General features: G+C 69.1%; 16 protein-coding genes. 6 read left to right on the top strand and 10 right to left on the bottom strand.

Going from position 1 to position 17,894, the window contains the following annotated elements; all coding sequences use genetic code 11:
- Positions 1-1,347 (bottom strand): ATP-dependent helicase (locus ABDV69_RS05860; RefSeq protein ID WP_343572465.1); only part of this gene is annotated, 1,347 nt, incomplete at its 3' end.
- Between the two features lie 82 nt (positions 1,348-1,429).
- Between ABDV69_RS05860 and ABDV69_RS05865 the strand changes: the two genes are divergently transcribed.
- Positions 1,430-1,687 carry a mycoredoxin gene (locus ABDV69_RS05865; RefSeq protein WP_343572467.1) on the top strand — a complete coding sequence of 86 codons (258 nt, stop codon included), beginning with the start codon at positions 1,430-1,432 and terminating at the stop codon, positions 1,685-1,687.
- Between the two features lie 110 nt (positions 1,688-1,797).
- On the opposite strand, the gene nudC is transcribed toward ABDV69_RS05865, so the two are convergent.
- On the bottom strand, positions 1,798-2,721 hold the full coding sequence (gene nudC / locus ABDV69_RS05870; protein WP_343572468.1) for an NAD(+) diphosphatase: 924 nt from the start codon (positions 2,719-2,721) through the stop codon (positions 1,798-1,800).
- 58 nt (positions 2,722-2,779) lie between these two features.
- Complete coding sequence (locus ABDV69_RS05875; RefSeq protein WP_343572469.1) at positions 2,780-3,847, bottom strand: potassium channel family protein; 1,068 nt, start codon at positions 3,845-3,847, stop codon at positions 2,780-2,782.
- A 39-nt stretch (positions 3,848-3,886) separates the two neighbouring features.
- Here ABDV69_RS05875 and ABDV69_RS05880 point away from each other — a divergent pair, with 39 nt between their 5' ends.
- Positions 3,887-4,282, top strand: a complete 396-nt coding sequence (locus tag ABDV69_RS05880; protein WP_343572470.1) for a hypothetical protein — start codon at positions 3,887-3,889, stop codon at positions 4,280-4,282.
- On the opposite strand, the gene ABDV69_RS05885 is transcribed toward ABDV69_RS05880, so the two are convergent.
- Together ABDV69_RS05885 and ABDV69_RS05890 are read right to left on the bottom strand one after the other, a co-directional pair.
- Positions 4,260-7,640 carry a UvrD-helicase domain-containing protein gene (locus ABDV69_RS05885; RefSeq protein ID WP_343572471.1) on the bottom strand — a complete coding sequence of 1,127 codons (3,381 nt, stop codon included), beginning with the start codon at positions 7,638-7,640 and terminating at the stop codon, positions 4,260-4,262. The genes ABDV69_RS05880 and ABDV69_RS05885 overlap by 23 nt on opposite strands.
- Complete coding sequence (locus ABDV69_RS05890; RefSeq protein ID WP_343572472.1) at positions 7,637-10,753, bottom strand: ATP-dependent DNA helicase; 3,117 nt, start codon at positions 10,751-10,753, stop codon at positions 7,637-7,639. Before ABDV69_RS05890 ends, ABDV69_RS05885 begins: the two co-directional genes overlap by 4 nt.
- Before the next feature lie 64 nt (positions 10,754-10,817).
- On the opposite strand from ABDV69_RS05890, the gene ABDV69_RS05895 reads away from it, so the two are divergent.
- Complete coding sequence (locus tag ABDV69_RS05895) at positions 10,818-11,597, top strand: alpha/beta hydrolase (protein ID WP_343572473.1); 780 nt, start codon at positions 10,818-10,820, stop codon at positions 11,595-11,597.
- Positions 11,598-11,599: 2 nt separating this feature from the next.
- Positions 11,600-11,902, top strand: coding sequence for an MGMT family protein (locus ABDV69_RS05900; protein WP_343572474.1), 303 nt, complete (start codon positions 11,600-11,602; stop codon positions 11,900-11,902).
- A 14-nt stretch (positions 11,903-11,916) separates the two neighbouring features.
- On the opposite strand, the gene ABDV69_RS05905 is transcribed toward ABDV69_RS05900, so the two are convergent.
- From ABDV69_RS05905 to ABDV69_RS05915, 3 genes are all read right to left on the bottom strand, one after another.
- The gene (locus ABDV69_RS05905; protein WP_343572476.1) at positions 11,917-12,771 is read right to left on the bottom strand and encodes a TIGR02569 family protein; all 855 of its coding nucleotides are present in this window, start codon (positions 12,769-12,771) and stop codon (positions 11,917-11,919) included.
- 93 nt (positions 12,772-12,864) lie between these two features.
- A complete protein-coding gene (moeZ, locus tag ABDV69_RS05910; RefSeq protein WP_343572477.1) occupies positions 12,865-14,022 on the bottom strand; it encodes an adenylyltransferase/sulfurtransferase MoeZ in 1,158 nt (385 codons plus the stop codon).
- Between the two features lie 11 nt (positions 14,023-14,033).
- Positions 14,034-15,068: a DUF3152 domain-containing protein gene (locus tag ABDV69_RS05915; RefSeq protein ID WP_343572479.1), complete on the bottom strand. Its 1,035-nt coding sequence runs from the start codon at positions 15,066-15,068 to the stop codon at positions 14,034-14,036.
- A gap of 184 nt (positions 15,069-15,252) precedes the next feature.
- On the opposite strand from ABDV69_RS05915, the gene ABDV69_RS05920 reads away from it, so the two are divergent.
- Entirely contained in the window at positions 15,253-15,909 is a 657-nt protein-coding gene (locus tag ABDV69_RS05920; RefSeq protein ID WP_343572481.1) for a TetR/AcrR family transcriptional regulator, read from the top strand.
- On the opposite strand, the gene ABDV69_RS05925 is transcribed toward ABDV69_RS05920, so the two are convergent.
- A complete protein-coding gene (locus tag ABDV69_RS05925) occupies positions 15,896-16,147 on the bottom strand; it encodes a DUF3107 domain-containing protein (RefSeq protein WP_343572482.1) in 252 nt (83 codons plus the stop codon). The two genes, ABDV69_RS05920 and ABDV69_RS05925, sit on opposite strands and share 14 nt — an antisense overlap.
- A gap of 191 nt (positions 16,148-16,338) precedes the next feature.
- Between ABDV69_RS05925 and ABDV69_RS05930 the strand changes: the two genes are divergently transcribed.
- Positions 16,339-16,980, top strand: a complete 642-nt coding sequence (locus ABDV69_RS05930; protein ID WP_343572484.1) for an MmpS family transport accessory protein — start codon at positions 16,339-16,341, stop codon at positions 16,978-16,980.
- 12 nt (positions 16,981-16,992) lie between these two features.
- Here the strand turns inward: ABDV69_RS05930 and ABDV69_RS05935 are convergent, their stop codons facing one another.
- Positions 16,993-17,688 (bottom strand): ferritin-like fold-containing protein, encoded by a 696-nt coding sequence (locus ABDV69_RS05935; RefSeq protein ID WP_343572486.1) that lies wholly within the window; start codon positions 17,686-17,688, stop codon positions 16,993-16,995.
- Positions 17,689-17,894 lie beyond the last annotated feature (206 nt).

Raw genomic sequence — 17,894 nt, forward strand, 5'->3', positions numbered from 1 at the left:
GCGCACCACCTCGGGTAGCGGCGATTGCAAGCGCGGCGAAGCCGGGCGCAGCAGGTCGCCGCCGTCGGGCCCCGGCGCCTCGACGTCGCTGTTTGCCGCCCGCTTCAGCGCCAGCAAAGCCTGCCGGATTTCCTGACGGCTGAAAAAGCCCTCACCGCCGCGCACCTGGTACGCGATGCCCGCCTCGGTCAGCGCTTCCTCGTAGACCTCGGACTGAGCGTTGATTCGGTAGAGCACGGCGATCTCCGACGGCGGTGTGCCGGCATCGACGAGCCGCGAGATCGACTTGGCCACCGCGGTGGCCTCGGCGACCTCGTCGGGGTATTCGCGGAACGTCGGCTCCGGCCCGGGGTCACGCTGACCCACCAGGTGCAGCTTGCTGCCGGCCACCCGGCCGCGGGCGGCGGCGATCACCCGGTTGGCCAGCGACACCACCTGTGGGGTGGACCGGTAGTCGCGCTCCAGGCGCACCACGGTGGCGTCCGGGAAGCGCCGGGAAAAGTCCAGCAGGTAGCGCGGCGAAGCCCCGGTGAACGAGTAGATGGTCTGGTTGGCGTCACCGACGACAGTGAGGTCGTCGCGGTCGCCGAGCCACGCCGACAGCACCCGCTGCTGTAATGGGGTGACGTCCTGGTATTCGTCAACGACGAAGCAGCGGTAGCGGTTTCGGAACTCGTCGGCCACCGCGGCGTCATTCTCGATCGCGGCGGCGGTGTGCAGCAGCAGGTCGTCGAAGTCGAGCAACGCGACGCCTTGGGCGTTGTTGCCGCGGGCCTTCAGCGATTCGTAGGCGGTGTAGACCGCGGCGACCTTGGCGGCGTCCAGCGGAACATCGCGGGACGCCGCGGCCACCGCCTCGGGATACTGCTCCGGGGAGATCAGCGACGCCTTGGCCCACTCGATCTCGCCCGCGACGTCGCGGACGTCGTCGGTGCTCAGCTTCAAACCGGCGCTGGTCGCCCCGCGCGCCACCACCGCGAACTTGGTGTCCAGCAGTTGCCAGCCGGTGTCGCCGACCACCCGCGGCCAGAAGTACCGCAGCTGTCGGTGCGCGGCGGCGTGAAACGTCACCGCCTGCACCCCGCCGACGCCGGTCTGCGCGGCAGCACCTAACGCGCGCAGCCGCATCCGCATCTCACCGGCGGCGCGCTGAGTGAACGTCACCGCCAGCACCTGACCCGGGGCGACGTGTCCGGCCGCGACGAGTTGGGCGATGCGATGCGTGATCGTGCGGGTCTTGCCCGTTCCTGCCCCGGCCAGCACGCAGACCGGCCCGCGTGGAGCCAACACGGCCTCGCGCTGCTCGTCGTCGAGATCGGCAGTCAGGGAGTCCGCGATCACCGGCATGTCGTCCATCTTGGCAGTGATCGACGACAAACGTCTGACAGCGCCACGGCACACCTGTGACGCCCTCTATCTTTGTAGGACTATGAGTAACGCCTCTATCACCATGTACAGCACACAGTGGTGTGGCTTCTGCCATCGACTGAAGACAGCGTTGACATCCGCGGGTATCGCTTACGACGAAATCGACATCGAGCAGGATCCGGCGGCGGCCGATTTCGTGGGCTCGGTCAACAGCGGCAATCACGTCGTGCCGACGCTGAAGTTCGCCGACGACTCGACGCTGACCAACCCCAGCGCCGACGACGTCAAGGTGAGGCTGGCTGAACTGGCCGCCGACTAGCGGGCGTCAGCCCACCTGCCCGGCTCCTCCCCAGGCCATTCCGGCCTGCATCGTCACCGCGCCTCAGCCCACCTACCCGGCTCCTCCCCAGGCCATTCCGGCCTGCATCGTCACCGCGCCTCAGCCCACGACTCGACGATCACCCGCGCGATCGACACCGAACCGGGCAACAGCAGCCTGGATTCCGAATCGCTGCTCCAGTCGCCGAGTTCCAGCGCTGCGCGAATCTCGTCGCGGGTGAACCACTCCGCCTCGGCGATCTCGCCGTCGTTGAAGGCGAACGGCTCAGCCGGATCGGCGACCGCGTGGAAGCCGACCATCAGCGACCGGGGAAACGGCCACGGCTGGCTGCCCAGGTAGCGGATGTCGCGGACGGTGAGCCCGATCTCCTCGTTAATCTCGCGGGCGACACAGGTTTCGAAAGACTCCCCCGCCTCGACGAAACCGGCCAGCAGCGAAAACATCCGGTCGGGCCACACCGTTTGGCGGGCCAGCACCGCGCGGTCGGCGCCGTCGTGCACCAAGCAGATGACCGCGGGGTCGATGCGCGGGAATTCCTCATGACCGGTGACCGGGTTGACCCGCGCCCAGCCCGCCCGGACCGGTTTGGTCGGCGAGCCGTCGATAGAGCTGAATCGCGAGCTCGCGTGCCAATTCAGCAGGGCCGCTGCAGCCGAAACCAATTGCGCACCAAAGTCATCGAACAGCTGGGCGGCCCGGCGCAGATCAGCGACCTCAGCTTCCACGACGTGGCCTTCGGGTGATTCCAGCGGGCCGCGCACCGCCCACACGTGTCGGCCGTCGTCGATGCGGCCCAGGAACACCGCGTCCGTCGGCGGCTTGTCGGCCAGATTGATCGCCTTACCGAGCACAACCCTGCCGTCGGCGACCATCACCTGGTTGCGCGAGTCGAGCCGTAGCAGTGCGGCCTCCGGCCATCCGGCAACCGCGGCGTCGGTGTCGGTGCGCACCTGGTCGGCCCGGTCGGCGCCGATGCGCGACAGCAGCGGCACAGCCTTCAATTGAAAATCCACGTTCTCAACCTCCCGGCGACCCGCCGCGCCCGGCTTAGCCGCGCTTGCGATCGCCACCTCAGTTTCTTGTGTTGCGGACGAAGAGCAGCCGGTCGCCGGCCTCGAGGGCGTCGGCCTCCGGCGCGTCGACTCGAAGCAGGTGGCCGTCGCGCACGACGCCGAGCACGATGTCAGGCAGGTGTCGTGGCGAGCCACCGAGCTCGGTCGGTTCGACCTCGCGTTCGGCGATGGCGAATCCATGCGACGGCGTCAGCAGGTCGTCGATCATCTCGACGACGCTGGGCGTGGTGGTGGCCACCCCCAGCAGTCGACCGGCGGTTTCGGAGGAGACGACGACCGAGTCGGCGCCGGATTGCTTGAGCAGATGCTGGTTCTCGGCTTCACGGATCGACGCCACGATCTTGGCGTTGGGCGCGACTTCGCGGGCGGTGAGGGTGACCAGCGTGGCGGTATCGTCACGGCCGGTGGCGACGATGATCGCGGACGCGTGCTGGGCCGAGGCGAGCCGCAGCACGTCGGATCGGGTGGCGTCGCCGTGCACAGTAACCAGGTCGGCGGCCGCGGCGTGGTCGAGAGCCGACTGGTCGGTATCGACCACGACGATTGCGCCAGTCACCGCCCCGTCGTCGATCATGGCAGCCGTCGCAGTTTTGCCCTTGGTGCCGTACCCGATGACGACGGTGTGGTTGCGCACTTTGCTCCTCCAGCGCTGGATCTTCCACGCCTGCCGGGACCGCTCGGTGAGCACCTGAAACGTCGTCCCAACCAAAACGATCAAGAACATCACCCGAAGCGGCATGATGATCACGATGTTGACCAGGCGCGCGGACTCGGTGTAGGGGGTGACATCACCGTATCCCGTGGTCGTCAGAGAGACCGTCGCGTAGTAGGCGCAGTCGAGAAATGACAGCCGTGCGTGCCTGATGTCGGTGTACCCATCGCGGTCGACATAGACGACCATTACCGCGACAAGCAAGCCGAGCAGTGCGATCGCCACTCGGCGCCAGATGGCGAAGATCGGACTGACATTTTGCTCCGGGATGCGCAGCACAGCCGTCAGCGCATAGCCAGGTTTGGTGGTCAGCGTCTCGTCGAGATCGCGTTCCCGACGGCTAACTCTGACCACAGCTCATCGGCTCGTCCGGACGCACGACACAATGTAACCATGAACGCCATCACGCACAGTCCTCAACGGGACGCCAGCCAGACACCCGCCTACCGCCTCGCGGCGCTGTTACTCGGTATCGGCACTCTTCACTTCGTCGCACCGAAGCCGTTCGACGGCATCATCCCCGTTGAACTGCCCGGAAGTGCACGGTTCTACACCTACGCGTCCGGCGTGGCCGAGGTCGTCATCGGCGCGCTGCTGCTGCCGTTGCGCACCCGCCGGTTGGCCGCGCTGGCGGCTGCCGCGTTGTTCCTGGCCGTGTTCCCGGGCAACCTCAACATGGTCCGGCTGTGGTGGGGCAAGCCGTGGCCGATGCGCATCATCGCCCTGGCCCGGCTGCCGCTGCAGATTCCGATGGTCACCACGGCACTCAAGGTCGCCCGTAACTCTTAGCGGCCACGACGCTACGTCCGCCTGAGCGCGCAAGCAGTTCGGCCAGTTCGTCGGGACTCGGCAGCGTATCGGGAACTACGGTGCGCCCGGTCCGCACATAGTGAAAAGCGGTGCGCACCAGGGATTCCTGGCACCCACTGAGCGCGGCCCACGCGATCCGGTACACGCCTAGCTGGATAGCGGCATGCCGGGCGGCGTCGGAGCCGTGCGGCGGCTCACCGGTTTTCCAGTCCACGACGGTCGCACCGCCGTCGGACTCGGCGAAGACCGCGTCGATGCGGCCTCGCACCACCGTGTCGCCGATGTCCATCTCGAACGGGACCTCGACGGCCATCGGTGTGCGCGCGGCCCACGGCGAGGCCAGGAAGGCGTCCTGCAGCACGGCGAGTTCGTCGGCGTCGCGCTGGGCGATCTCGGTGTCGGCCGCGCCGGGCAGGTCGGCGAGGTCGAACAGCCGCTCGGCACCGTAGAAGCGCTCGACCCAGTCGTGAAAGGCGTTGCCCAGCAGCGCATGCGGCTCCGGCCGTGCGGGCAGTCGGCGGGCGAGCCGCCGCACCGCGAGTTCCGGGTCGCGGGCCAGGTCGACCAGACTGCTGACCGACAGTGCGCTGGGCAACGCGTACACACGTGGTTCCGCGACCCGGGTACGCTCCCGGAGCAGCGCGTCGACGTCGGCGGTCCAGCCTTCGACGTCGTGCGACTCGGTGGCTGCGTCCGCCGCCATTGCGGCGGTGACCAGTTCGGCGCCGCGCTGCACGTCGGCGCGCCGGCCGCCCAGCGGGTCGACGGGCCAATTCGCCTCGCTGACGCTGTCGCGTAACGGGTTTCGCTCACCATCGGAGGGTGCCGGCGCCCAGTGCTGGACCACACCGCAGGGCTGGCCGGCGTCGGCCGACTGGCCGATGATGTCTTTGAGTTCGCGGAGGAAATCCGACGGTCCGCGCGGTTTGATACCGGTCGCCGCCCAGTGATGGCCGGACAGCAGCAGCGTGTCCTCCGATCGGGTGATGGCGACGTACAGCAGTCGACGTTCCTCGTCGATGCGACGTTGCTCGAGCTGAGCGCGGTGAGCGGAGATCTTGTCCGACAGCTGCTTTCGATCGGTCACCTCCGAAGTGTCCAGGACCGGTACGCCGTGGACGCCCTTGGTGGAACGGTCACCGCGCAACAGCGGCGGGAGGTCGGCGGCGTCGGTGAGCCAGGTGCGCGCCTGCGCGGTCGACGGGAACAACCCACCTGCGAGATGCGGCACGGCGACCACCTGCCATTCCAAACCCTTTGCGGCGTGGACGGTCAACACCTGCACCCGGTTCTGGGCGACGACGATCTGGGCGGGTGCCAAACCGTTCTCGACGACCGCTGCAGCGTCCAGGTAGGCCAGCAGCCCGACGACCGAGGCGAGGGAGTCGGCGCCGGCGCATCGCTCGGCGTAACCGTTGACCACGTCGGCGAACGCGTCGAGCTGTTCGGTACCGGCCCACCCGGAGCCGGGCGCTGCCGCCCGCACCTCGCAGTCGACGCCGAGCAGTCGGCGGACCTCGGCGACCAGATCGGGCAGCGGGTGACCGAGGTGGCCGCGCAGCATGCTCAGCTCATCGGCGAGCTCCACGATGCGCCGATACCCTTCGGCCGAATAGCTCTGGGGAGGGCCAGGATCGGCAAGTGCGTCAGCCAGGCCCGCGGTATCGGCATGCGGACCGGCCGCCTCGGCGATCTGCTCCAGCAGAGCGCCAGGCTCCGCCGCGCTTGCGATCGCCACCGGCTCATCGTGGCGACCCGCTGCACCCGGCTCCGCCGCGCTTGCGATCGCCACCGAACGCCGCCACAGCGCCGCGACGTCGCGGGCACCGAGCCGCCACCGTGGGCCGGTGAGGACCCGCATCGCAGCCGCGCCGGCGGTAGGGTCGGCGACCAGGCGCAGCATCGCGACCACATCGGCGACCTCCGGCACCGAGAGCAGACCGGCCAGTCCCACCACCTCGACGGGGACTCCACGGGCGCGCAGCGCGGCGGCGATCGGTGCGGCATCGGCGTTGCGACGCAACAGGACTGCGGCGGTCGGCGGCGCGACGCCGTCGGCGGCTGCCTGCTGGTAGCAGTGCTGCAGATGGTTGGCGAGCCAGTCGCGTTCGGCGTGAACGTCGGGCAACAGCGCGCAGCGCACCGTGCCGGGCTCCGCGTCGGGGCGGGCGCGAAGCGCGTGCACCGCCACCGACCGCTGTCGCGCATCGGCCGACACCGCGTTCGCGACATGCAGGATGGTCGGCGGGTTACGCCAGCTGGTACTCAGTTGCAGCACCGGCGCCGGGCCGCCGTCGGACATCGGGAAGTCGGCGCTGAAGCGCGGCAGGTTGGTTGCCGACGCGCCCCGCCAGCCGTAGATGGACTGAATCGGATCCCCGACGGCGGTCAGCGCCAGTTGCTCGTCGACCCCACCGCCGAACAGCGACGACAGCAGCATGCGCTGCGCGTGACCGGTGTCCTGGTACTCATCGAGCAGAACCACCCGGTAGCGGCTGCGCAGCTGCTCGCCTACCTGTGGGACCGCCAACGCAAGCCTTGCGGCGCCGGCCATTTGGCCGCCGAAGTCCATCACCTTGTCGGCCTGCATCCGCCGGTGCAGGGCATCGATCAGGGGCACCAGCTCGGCGCGTTCGGCTTGGGTGGCCAGCATTCGCAGCAGCCATTGGCTGGGTCCCCGTTCGCGCTGGTAGCGGCCCGCGGGCAGGGTGTGCACGAGTCGTTCGAGTTCGACGTGGGTGTCGCAGACCTGGCCGGTGTCGACCAGATGCTCGGCAAGCTGACCCGACAGCTTCAACACCATCGCGGTGACCGCGGCCGGGTTCTTCTCGGTCTGCAGCGCACCTGGGTAAGTGTTGACGACGTCGAAGGCCAACTGCCAGAGCTCGGTCTCGCTGAGCAGCCGGGTGTGGGGTTCGACGGGGTGCGCGTACGCCGGAGTCGACAGCAGACCGTATTCACGCAGCAGCTGGCCGGCGAAGGCATGGTAGGTGCTGACAACGGGCATGCCTGCCGGCTCGCCCAACTCGCCGCCGAACGCCGGCCCGGCGCCGCTGAGCCGGGCCAGCCGCGACCTGACCCGCCGCAGCAGCTGCCCGGCCGCCTTGCGGGTGAAGGTCAGGCCGAGCACCTGGCCCGGGTCGGCGTAGCCGTTGGCCACCAGCCAGACCACCCGTGCTGCCATCGTCTCGGTCTTGCCGGCACCCGCCCCCGCGATGACCACCAGCGGCCCGGGTCGGGCCGCGATCACCGCAGCCTGCTCCTCGTTCGGTTCGAAAAGCCCTAGCACACTGGCTAATTCGGCCGGGTTGTAGCGCGGTGGCGCCATAACGGTCATTTTGGACCCTTCTCGTCGAGCCCGTTGTGTGCCGGGCAGCTCGGCCGCAGCGGGCAGTGTGCGCAGCCGTCGTTGACCCTGGCGATGAACTGCGGGCCGGCAGTTGCCCTGGCCGCGTCGCGGATCCGCTCACGCCACTGGTCGCGCGCTTCGGGAGTCAGCGGATCCTGGTCGCGTTCGGTGGCACCGCTCGATCCCGTCTTGCCGAGATAGACCAGCCGACCGCCGCCGGGGTCGTCGCCGTGATCCACCAGGCCCTCGGCCACCGCGAGCTGGTAGGCCGCCAGCTGCGCGTGCCGCTGCGCGTCGTCCTTGCTGGCCGGCGTCTTGCCGGTCTTGAGGTCCACGATCACCAGCCGACCTGCCGCGTCGCGCTCGATGCGGTCGACCCGGCCGCGCAGCCGGACACTGCCGTCATCCAGGACGCCGTCGATCTCGACTTCGACCCCGACCTCGGTCAGCTCGCCGCGGGTCTGCGCCCGCCAGGCCAGAAACGTCTCGACCATGGTCTGGTGCCGGGCGAGTTCATTGTCTGCGAACCAACGTGATTCGAACGGCAGATGCTGCCACACCCGTTCCAGCGCGGCGAGCAGTTCGGTGTCGCTGCGGCCAGGCTCGGCGATCAGCGCGTGCAGCACCGAGCCGACCGTCGAGCTGAGGTCGCGCGGATCGGTGCCGCCGTGGCGCTCCGTCATCCAGCGCAGCGGGCAGTCGGTCAACGTCTGCAGACTCGACGGTGTCAGCGTGACCACATGATCCGGGTGCTCTTCCCTGCTCCACATCGGTTCGCTGGTGCTTACCGGCGACATGCCGTACCAGCCGGCCGGGTCGGCGCCCGGCACGCCCGCCTCGGCCAGGCGTGCCAATTGCGTTGCTGCGCAGTCGCGCATCGCGTCGTTGACTGTTCCTGCCGGCGCGCACACCACGCCACGCAACCGGCCGACCACCGCATTGGCGGACAGCACCCGCGGCGCGACGACCGGCTGCAGCACGGCCGCCGCATCTGGAGTGCACCACTGCGCGAGTTCGGCGAAAAACGGCGACGGCATGCCAGCCTCGTCGACTCCGCTGGTTTCTCCGTCGACAGCGGTCACCAACAGCCGCGAACGTGCGCGACCCATGGCGGCGACCAGCAGTCGCCGTTCTTCGGCCAGCAGCGGCGCCCGCATCGACGCGTTCTCGGCGACGCCGTCGAGCACGTCGAGCAACCGCTGGGTGCCGAGCACACCGCCACGAGGAATCGTGTTGGGCCACAAGCCATCCTGCAGGCCGGCGATGACGACCAGATCCCACTCGCGACCGAGCGCCGCGTGTGCGCTGAGTACCGCGACCCGCTCGATCACGGCCGATTCAGCGTCGGCAGCCCGCAGTTGCTCGGTCGTCAGGTGATCGATCAGGCCGCGCAGCGACGCACCGGCGGTCCGCGACAGGTATTGGTCGCAGGCGTCGAACAATGCCGTGACCGCGTCGAGGTCGCGGCCGGCCTGCAGACCGGCGGTACCACCACGTTCACCCGCCGTCAGCCACCGCCGTTGCAGACCGGAACGCTGCCATGCCGCCCAGAGTGTGGAGCGCAGATCCTCTCCGCGCCGATGCGAGGCGGCGGCCGCGCCCAGCACCGCACGCACCCGTTGCAACGGCCTGGCCTGAGCCGCGGACAGCCGGGCCGGCACGCTGTCGGCGAGCGCCTCGACCAGCAGGTCTCCGAATGCCTTTGCCGGCCCGCCGATGTCGGCACGCCGCAGCGCGCGTCGCAGTTGACGAAGCGAGACCGGGTCCACCCGACCGATCGGCCCGGTCAGCAGCGCGACCGCCTGCTCGGCGTCCAACCCGTCGGCGGTCGCGGCCAGCACCGTCAGCAGCGACTGCGCGGCCGGCTGCGCGGCCAGCGGCCCGGTGAGCATTGCCGGGGCCACCGGCACGCCGGCCCGCGCCAGCGCGTGCGGTAACCCGGCTGCCCGCGGCACCGACCTGACGACGACCGCCATCTGCGACCACGGCACCCCGTCCACCAAATGCGCGCGCCGCAGATAGTCGGCGATCATCGTCGCCTCCGCGCTGGTGGAGCCGGCCAGCTTGACCAGAACCGACCCGGGAACATCTCCGCTGCCCTCCATTTCGCCGCCACCGGCGAGGCGGCCGGCGATGCCCGAGACGGCCCGCGCCACCGCCGGAGCGCAGCGGTGCGACGTGGTCAGCGTGACCGACGGTGTCCCGTCGCCCAGCAGCGCCGCCGGTTCGGCGCCGCGGAAGCCGAACACCGCCTGGTCCGGATCTCCGGCCAGCAACGTCAGGTCGGCACCCGCGGCCAGCACCCGAACCAGCAGGGCGGCCTGCGGATCGAGTTGCTGGGCGTCGTCGACGAGCAGCACGCCGACCCGGGCCCGCTCGCCGGCCAGCAGCTCGGCGTCGACGGCGAAAGCTTCCAGAGCCGCGCCGACCAGTTCGGCGGCCCCGACGGCCGGCGTGGTCGCCTGCGGGGCTGCGGTTCCCACCGCGGCGCGCAGCAGCATCACCTGCTCGTAGCCGCGCGCAAAGCGGCCCGCGGCAGCCCATTCCGGCCGTCCCGACTGCCGGCCCACCCGCTCGAGTTGCTGCGGGTCGATCCCTCGCTCGGCGCACCGGGTTAGCAGCTCGCGCAGCTCGGCGGCGAAACCGACGGTACCCAGTGCCGCCCGCAGTTCGGTCGGCCACGCATCGGCCCCATCGGCGATCTCGCCGGCCAGCAGCTCCGCGATGACCGCGTCTTGCTCAGCGCTGGTGACGAGCCTGGGTGGCGGACCGCCGGCGCGCTGCGCCGCCAGCCGGAGCACGGCGAACGCGTAGCTGTGCACGCTGCGCACCAACGGTTCCCGGATGACCGCGGGACCGGCACCGGCGTCTCGAGAGCCCAGCAACCGCCGCGTCAACGCGCTGCGCGCCTGCGCGCCGATGCGGCCCGAACCCGTCAGCAGCAGAACCGATTCCGGGCCGATACCCGCGCCGATGCGGGTGGCCGCCACGTCGACCAGCAGCGAGCTCTTACCTGTGCCCGGCCCACCGAGCACGCGCACCGTCCCGCGTAGATCGGGATCGAGCACGGCGTGGGCCTCCGGGCCCCAGTGGTACGACATATCGGGAATGACACCACGGGGGTCCGACAAGTTGGCTCGACCGCCGGACTGGCAGGATCGACGCGTGACCCGCCTGCACGTACACCGCTTCGGACCGCCCGGTCCGGTGCGCCTGCTCGCGCTGCACGGGCTCACCGGACACGGCCGGCGTTGGGAGCAGCTGGCCAGCCGGTACCTTCCCGAGATCGCCGTCGCTGCACCGGATCTGATCGGACACGGCCGCTCGTCGTGGGACGCGCCGTGGACGATCGAGGCCAACGTGGCCGCGCTGGAGGACCTGCTCGACCGGGAGGGCGACGGCCCCGCCGTGATCGTGGCGCATTCGTTCGGCAGCGCGGTCGCCCTGCAGCTGGCGGCCGCCCATCCCGGTCGAGTCTCCGGACTGGTACTGCTCGACCCGGCCGTCGGACTGGACGGTGCATGGATGCTCGAGATCGCCGACGCGATGCTGGCCTCCCCGGACTATGCCGATGTCGCGGCGGCCCGCGCGGCGAAGACCAACGGTTCCTGGGCGGGCGTGGACCCGGCCGTGGTGGACGCCGAACTGGACGAGCACCTCGTGATGCTGCCGGGCGGCCGGTGTACCTGGCGCCTGAGCCTGCCGGCGATGATGGCCTACTGGAGTGAGCTGGCCCGTGACATCGTGTTGCCGGCCAAAGGAATTGGAACCACGCTGGTGCAGGCGGCCTGGACCACGCCGGCGTACGTAACCGGCCGGCTCGTCACCGATCTGGGTGAGCGATTGGGCGAGGGTTTTCGGTACCTGACATTCGAGTGCGACCACATGGTGGCCGAGACCAAACCGGCCGACGTCGCCGCGCTGATCCGCGAACGGATGGCCTGACCATGGCGCCCATCACCGACGATCAAGTCGAACGGGTGCGTGCGCTGGTCGCCGTCATTCCTGCAGGACGGGTGTCGACCTACGGCGATATCGCTTCTGCGGCAGAGCTTTCCAGCCCGCGCATCGTCGGCTGGATCATGCGCACCGATTCCCGCGATCTGCCGTGGCATCGGGTGATCACCGCGTCCGGCCGACCGGCACAGCAGCTCACCACGAATCAGTTAGAACTCCTTCGGGCTGAGGGAGTTTTGGCCAACGACGGCAAGATTCCGCTCGACGAGTTGCGCTACGCCTTTCCCGACTAACAGATCGGCCCCGGTCACAGGATCAGCCGCACCAGCGCGGCCGTACGCGCCAGGCCCGGGAAGGCCTCGGCCGTCGACCGCGGATGCAACGCGTGCACAGCAAGCCGGAACATCAACGCGCGCAACAACATCTGCGGCCATTCCGGCAGCGCATTCCAGCGGTCGATGAGACCCTCGTCGGCCTCGCCCCAGGACAACGCGTCGACCACCACCACGCCCGCCGCCCACGGCGCCGGCCGCCAATACGGCGTGATGTCGGTGATCCCGGGGGCGGCGGCACCGGCGAACAGCACCGTGCCGTACAAGTCGCCGTCGACCAGCTGGTTGGGGCTCTTGGTCGGACGACGCAGTCCGGCAAGCTGATTGATCAGCTCGACCGAGCGCTGCCCGTCCGCGGACGGAGACGCCGTGCGGGCCGCCGCCGGCACCGACTGCAACGGGCGTTCCTCCCACGCGGCCCGGTCGGCGGCGATGAACACGTCGACGTCGGCCCACGGCGCGGTCGGTCCCTGGGTCAGAAAACGCGGGCGCTCGAGTTTGCCGGTGGCCTCGTGCAGTCGCACCGCGGCCGACACCACCTCGTCATGCCGGGGCTCGGGCTGGCCGGCCACGAAGGTGTCCGCCCGCCAACCGGAAACTACATAGCGCCCGTCGGTCGAGCGGACCGGCCGGGCCAGCCGCACGCCGTCGACGAACAACGTTTCACGCACCCGCGCCGACCACGCGGCCCGGGCGTTCTCGGCGACCATCGACAACACCACCTCGCCGCACCGCCAGCCGCCCTCCCAGACGGCGCCCAGCGGCATCGGCGGAACGCCGCTCAAACCGAACGCCGACAGCACATGCTCAGGCGGCGGCTCGACACTCACTCGAACAGCCTAAACTTCGCTCAGCGACGTCCCGGCACTAGACACGAACTCGCAGTTCGGCAAGAACCCGGTTGGCTTCAGCCGCGTGGCGGATCAGTACATCACCATGTCGGGCTGCATCTGCTGCGCCCAGGCCACAATGCCGCCCTGCAGATGCACGGCGTCGGCAAACCCGGCGTTGCGGACGGCCGTCAACGCCTCGGCCGAGCGCACTCCCGTCTTGCAATAGAGCACCGGCCGGCGATCACGGGGTAACCCGGCCAGGCCTTCGCCGGAGTTGATCGACGCACTCGGGATCAACTGCGCCCCGTCGATGTGGTTGATGTCCCACTCGGCCGGCTCCCGCACGTCGATCAGGGCTATGGGGTCGCCCGAATCGAGCAGATCGCGCAGCGCACGAGGGGTGATTGCGGAGTCGGCGGCCGCCGCGGAGACGGTCCCGCAGAACGCCTCGTAGTCGACCAGATCGGTGATTGCCGGCGCTGCCGGGTCCTTGCGGATCGCGATCGTCCGATAGCTCATCGCCAGCGCGTCGTACATCATCAACCGGCCCAGCAGCGGCTCGCCGAGACCGGTGATCAGCTTGATCGCCTCGGTGCCCATCACCGACGCGATCGAGGCGCACAGCACGCCCAGGACGCCGCCGTCGGCGCACGACGGCACCAGGCCCGGCGGCGGCGCGTCCGGGTACAGGTCGCGGTAGTTCAGGCCACGGCCGTCGGGTGCATCCTCCCAGAACACCGACACCTGCCCCTCGAACCGGTAGATCGATCCCCACACGTAGGGTCGGTGCGCCAGCACCGCAGCGTCGTTGACCAGGTAGCGAGTGGCGAAGTTGTCGGTGCCGTCCAGGATCAGGTCGTACTGGGCGAACAGGTCTACCGCGTTGTGCCGATCAAGCCGCACCTCGTGCAGACGCACCTGCACCAGCGGGTTGATCTCGCCGATCGAGTCGCGCGCGGACTGCGCCTTGGACCGGCCGACATCGGCCACGCCGTGGATGATCTGACGTTGCAGATTCGACTCCTCGACGACGTCGTCATCGACGATGCCGATGGTGCCGACACCGGCCGCGGCGAGGTAGAGCAGCGCCGGCGCGCCGAGACCGCCTGCGCCGATCACCAGCACCCGGGCATTCTTGAGCCGCTTCTGGCCGTCCACACCCAGACCGGGGAGGACGAGATGACGGGAGTAGCGGGCCACCTCGTCGCGGGTCAGCTCCGCAGCGGGTTCTACGAGCGGTGGAAGCACGAGACCTCGGGTTAGGCGATCGGGTACGGCCAGGGATTGAACCGGCAGGTCTTGCCGTCGGGCCTGACGTACTCCGGGTCGAACTTCGCGTTGTCGTCGTCGGAGGTGGAGAAGGTCTGCTGCATCATGATCGGGGCCAGGCCACCCTGCTTGTCGCACGCTTCGTGGCGAAGATAGCCGACGGCGTGGCCGACCTCGTGGTTGATCAGGTACTGCCGATACGAGCCGATGTCGCCCTGAAAGGACAGTGCGCCGCGCACCCAGCGGGCCTCGTTGATGAACACCCGCGGCTCGGCGCCTACCCCGTACGAGGGGTTGTAGCAGGAGGTCTCGAGCGGGAACTCGTACCCGCAGCCCTCCCGAACGGTCATCGGCGTGCTCAGCGAGATGCGGATGTCGGGCTTGGTGCGGTCATTCGCGTCGACCCTGATGAACGCGAACTGCGCGTCGTGGATCCAACTCTTCGGGTTGGCCAGCGTCTGGTCGACCATCGCGGCGAACGCGTCGGCACCGCCGAATGCGGTGGGATCCATGCCGTTTTCGACCTCGACGGTGTACTTGAACACCTTGACCGCGCCCTGACCGACCTGCGCCGTGACGCCGGGGACAACCTGCCACGACTTGGCACCCGCTTCGGTGAACGGCCCGCCGTTCGGCAGCATCCCGATGGGCAGGCTGGCGTCGAACTGGGTCAGGCCCCGGGGCGGAGCATCGACGATCACCGTGCCGACGGCGCCGATTTTCGGCGGGCCCTGCAGCGGATGACCGGACGCGGGCGCGGACGCGCCGGTTTCGGTGACGGTCTGGTAGAGCACGACGCCGGTGACAGCGACGAGCGCCGGCAGCGCGTAGGCGCGCCAGCCGTAGGTGGACAGGAAGCGTCCCAGCCAACTCTGCTTGCGCCAGCGGCTGGGTTCGCGATTCGACCGGACCCGACCGGCACCGCCCCACTCCAGCGGATCACGCTTGGCACGCAGCGGCTCGCGCCAGTCGTCGCGAAGAACCGGAGCCCGGTTGCCCCCGCGCCACTCGGGGTCGAAGGTCACTCTCCCAGAATGGCACAACACCTGCTAGCGGGGACTCCCGGCGCGCCAAATGCCGTCCATAACACGTTGTCAGGCCGGCATACAGGGCTGAGGTAGCAGTTGAACATGCCAGCGAGTAGTAGTGTCGTGGCGATCAACCGCGCACTCGCCACACCCGCGCGAAGACGAGCAGATTGAGGACTGGATGAGCGACCTCGCCAACTCCGCCGGACGGAGTGGGGTGAAGCCCACCACCGGTACTCGGCGCGGGAACCGACTACCTCGTGACGAGCGTCGGGGTCAATTGCTCATCGCTGCCAGCGACATCTTCGTCGACCGTGGCTACCACGCCGCCGGCATGGACGAGATCGCCGAACGCGCAGGTGTCAGCAAACCCGTTCTCTACCAACATTTTTCCAGCAAGCTGGAATTGTATCTGGCGGTGCTGCAGCGGCACGTCGAAAACCTGGTCTCCGGTGTGCGCCAGGCGTTGCGGGCCACCACCGACAACCGGCAACGGTTGCGGTCGGCCATCCAGGCCTTCTTTGACTTCATCGAGCACGACAGCCAGGGCTACCGGTTGATCTTCGAGAACGACAACATCACCGAGCCTCAGGTAGCGGTGCAAGTGCGGGTAGCCACCGAGGCGTGCATCGACGCGGTTTTTGATTTGATCAGCGCCGACTCCGGGCTGGACCCGCACCGTGCGCGGATGATCGCGGTAGGCCTGGTCGGGATCAGCGTCGACTGCGCCCGGTATTGGCTGGACTCCGACCGCCCGATCGCCAAGGAAGACGCCGTCGACGGCACCGTACAGTTCGCCTGGGGCGGGCTGTCACACGTGCCGCTCACCCGCTCTTAGCAGCGGCACCGATCCCGATCCCGAAGCCGACGCGACGCGAGTCCGCGGCGCCGATCTCGACGTAGGCGATCTTGGCGGAGTTGACGAGGAAGCGACGGCCCTTTTCGTCGGTCAGGCCCAGCACGGCCGTGTCGTTGGCCAGCGCGGCGGACACCAGCGCCTCGACTTCGCTCGGCGTTTGCGCGCTGGTGAAGACCAACTCACGCGGGCTGTCGGTGATACCGATCTTGACCTCCACGTCGGCCCCTTCCGTTCTTGCAGTAGCTGATGCTTGCGCCTTGCAGGCTAGTGGACGCCGGCGCGGGATGCCGAAAGCCGGTCGGCGCCATGGCTTGGCAGGTGCCCGCCGTTGGCAAATCGTGACCTGACACATGCGCCCTCACACGGCCTACAGTTCGTCACTTCATTAACATCAGCACCATCAGCACCATGAATTACCTGGACCACGGGCTCCGGGACGGCTCAGATGACGGGACCGTCGACGACATCTACGCCGACGGCGACTACCCGTCTGCCGACGAGCGCTGGCGCCCGATCGCGGCCATCGCCGGGATCGTGTTCGTGCTCGCCGCCATCGCCACCGCCGTGATCGTCAACGGCGGCGACAGCGCCTCGACGTCGGCAACCGTGGTGGTGCCGCCGAGTCAGCGCACGACGCCGCGATTGGTGCCGACGCTGCCGCCGGAGACGATGACCACCATGACGCCGACGTCGCGCCCGCCCAGCCCGACCGCCACCAGCACTGCGCCGACGCAGACCCCGCCGCCGGACGCCGTCCCACCGGTCGCGCCGGACGTGGCCGCCCGCACCTTCGTCTACCGGGTGACCGGCACCAAGGGCCTGCTCGATCTGGTCACCGTCGTCTACACCGACGCGTCGGGGGTGCCGCAGACCGATTTCAACGTGGCGCTGCCGTGGTCGCGAACCGTCGTGCTCAATCCCGGGGTGAGCATGCGATCGGTCGTGGCGACGAGCCTGACCGGCCGGCTGAACTGCTCGATCGCCGACGGCGTCGGCCAGAACGTCGCCATCTCGACCAGCAGCACGATGATCGCGACCTGCAGCCGCTAGGCCAGGCGTCGGCTAGGCAAGGTCCAGCTCGCGCGTCCGCTCGTCATGGGTGCGCTGCAGTCGATCGAAGAACCCGCTGAGCTGCGCCAGCCCGCCGGTCCTCGTCACCACCAGATCGACCAGCTCGTCGTGCTCGGCCAGCACGTACTGCGCCTGGGTGATCGCTTCGCCCAGCAGACGGCGAGACCACAACGCCAGCCGGCTGCGCTGCTTGTTGCTCTTGGTCACCGCGGCGCGCACCTCGGCGACGACGAACTGCGAGTGCCCGGTCTGGGACATCGTCGAACGCACCACGTCGGCCACATCGTCGGGCAGCGCGTCGGCGATCTCGAGGTAGAAGTCGGCGGCCAGTGCGTCACCAATGTAGGTCTTCACCAATGCCTCCAGCCACGTGCTCGGGGTGGTCAGCCGGTGATAGCCCTCGATCGCCGAGGCGTACTTCGAGATCGCCGGAAGCACGTCGACGCCACGCTTCTCCAGTGCTTCGCACAGCACTTCGTAGTGCGCCATCTCCGCTGCGGCCATGCTGGCCATCGAGATTCGGCCGCGCAGATCCGGCGCCATCCGGGCCTCGTCGGTGAGCCGGTAGAACGCCGCGAACTCACCGTAGGCCAGTAGCGCGAAGAGTTTGTTGACCCCGGGATGGTCCGCGGGCAGCCGTGGCGGAGGCGGATCGGCCAGCTGGTCGGCCTGCGGAAGCGAAGTCATGCCACCCACTCTAAGTGTGCTGCGCGGCGACCCGCTGCGGGCGGCAACGCCGCCCAGGCGATCACCGCGAGGTGTGCTGCGCGGCGCCGCGGATCGGAGGCGACACGACCCACCAGCTACAATGCGTACAGGTAACGGTTGTAGATCGCCTACCACTTGTGCCTGTGCAATGTGCGTGCACGCAGTTGGCCCGCCTCTCTTTCGAG

It is taken from the genome of Mycobacterium sp., assembly GCF_039583785.1.
Lineage (GTDB): Bacteria > Actinomycetota > Actinomycetes > Mycobacteriales > Mycobacteriaceae > Mycobacterium.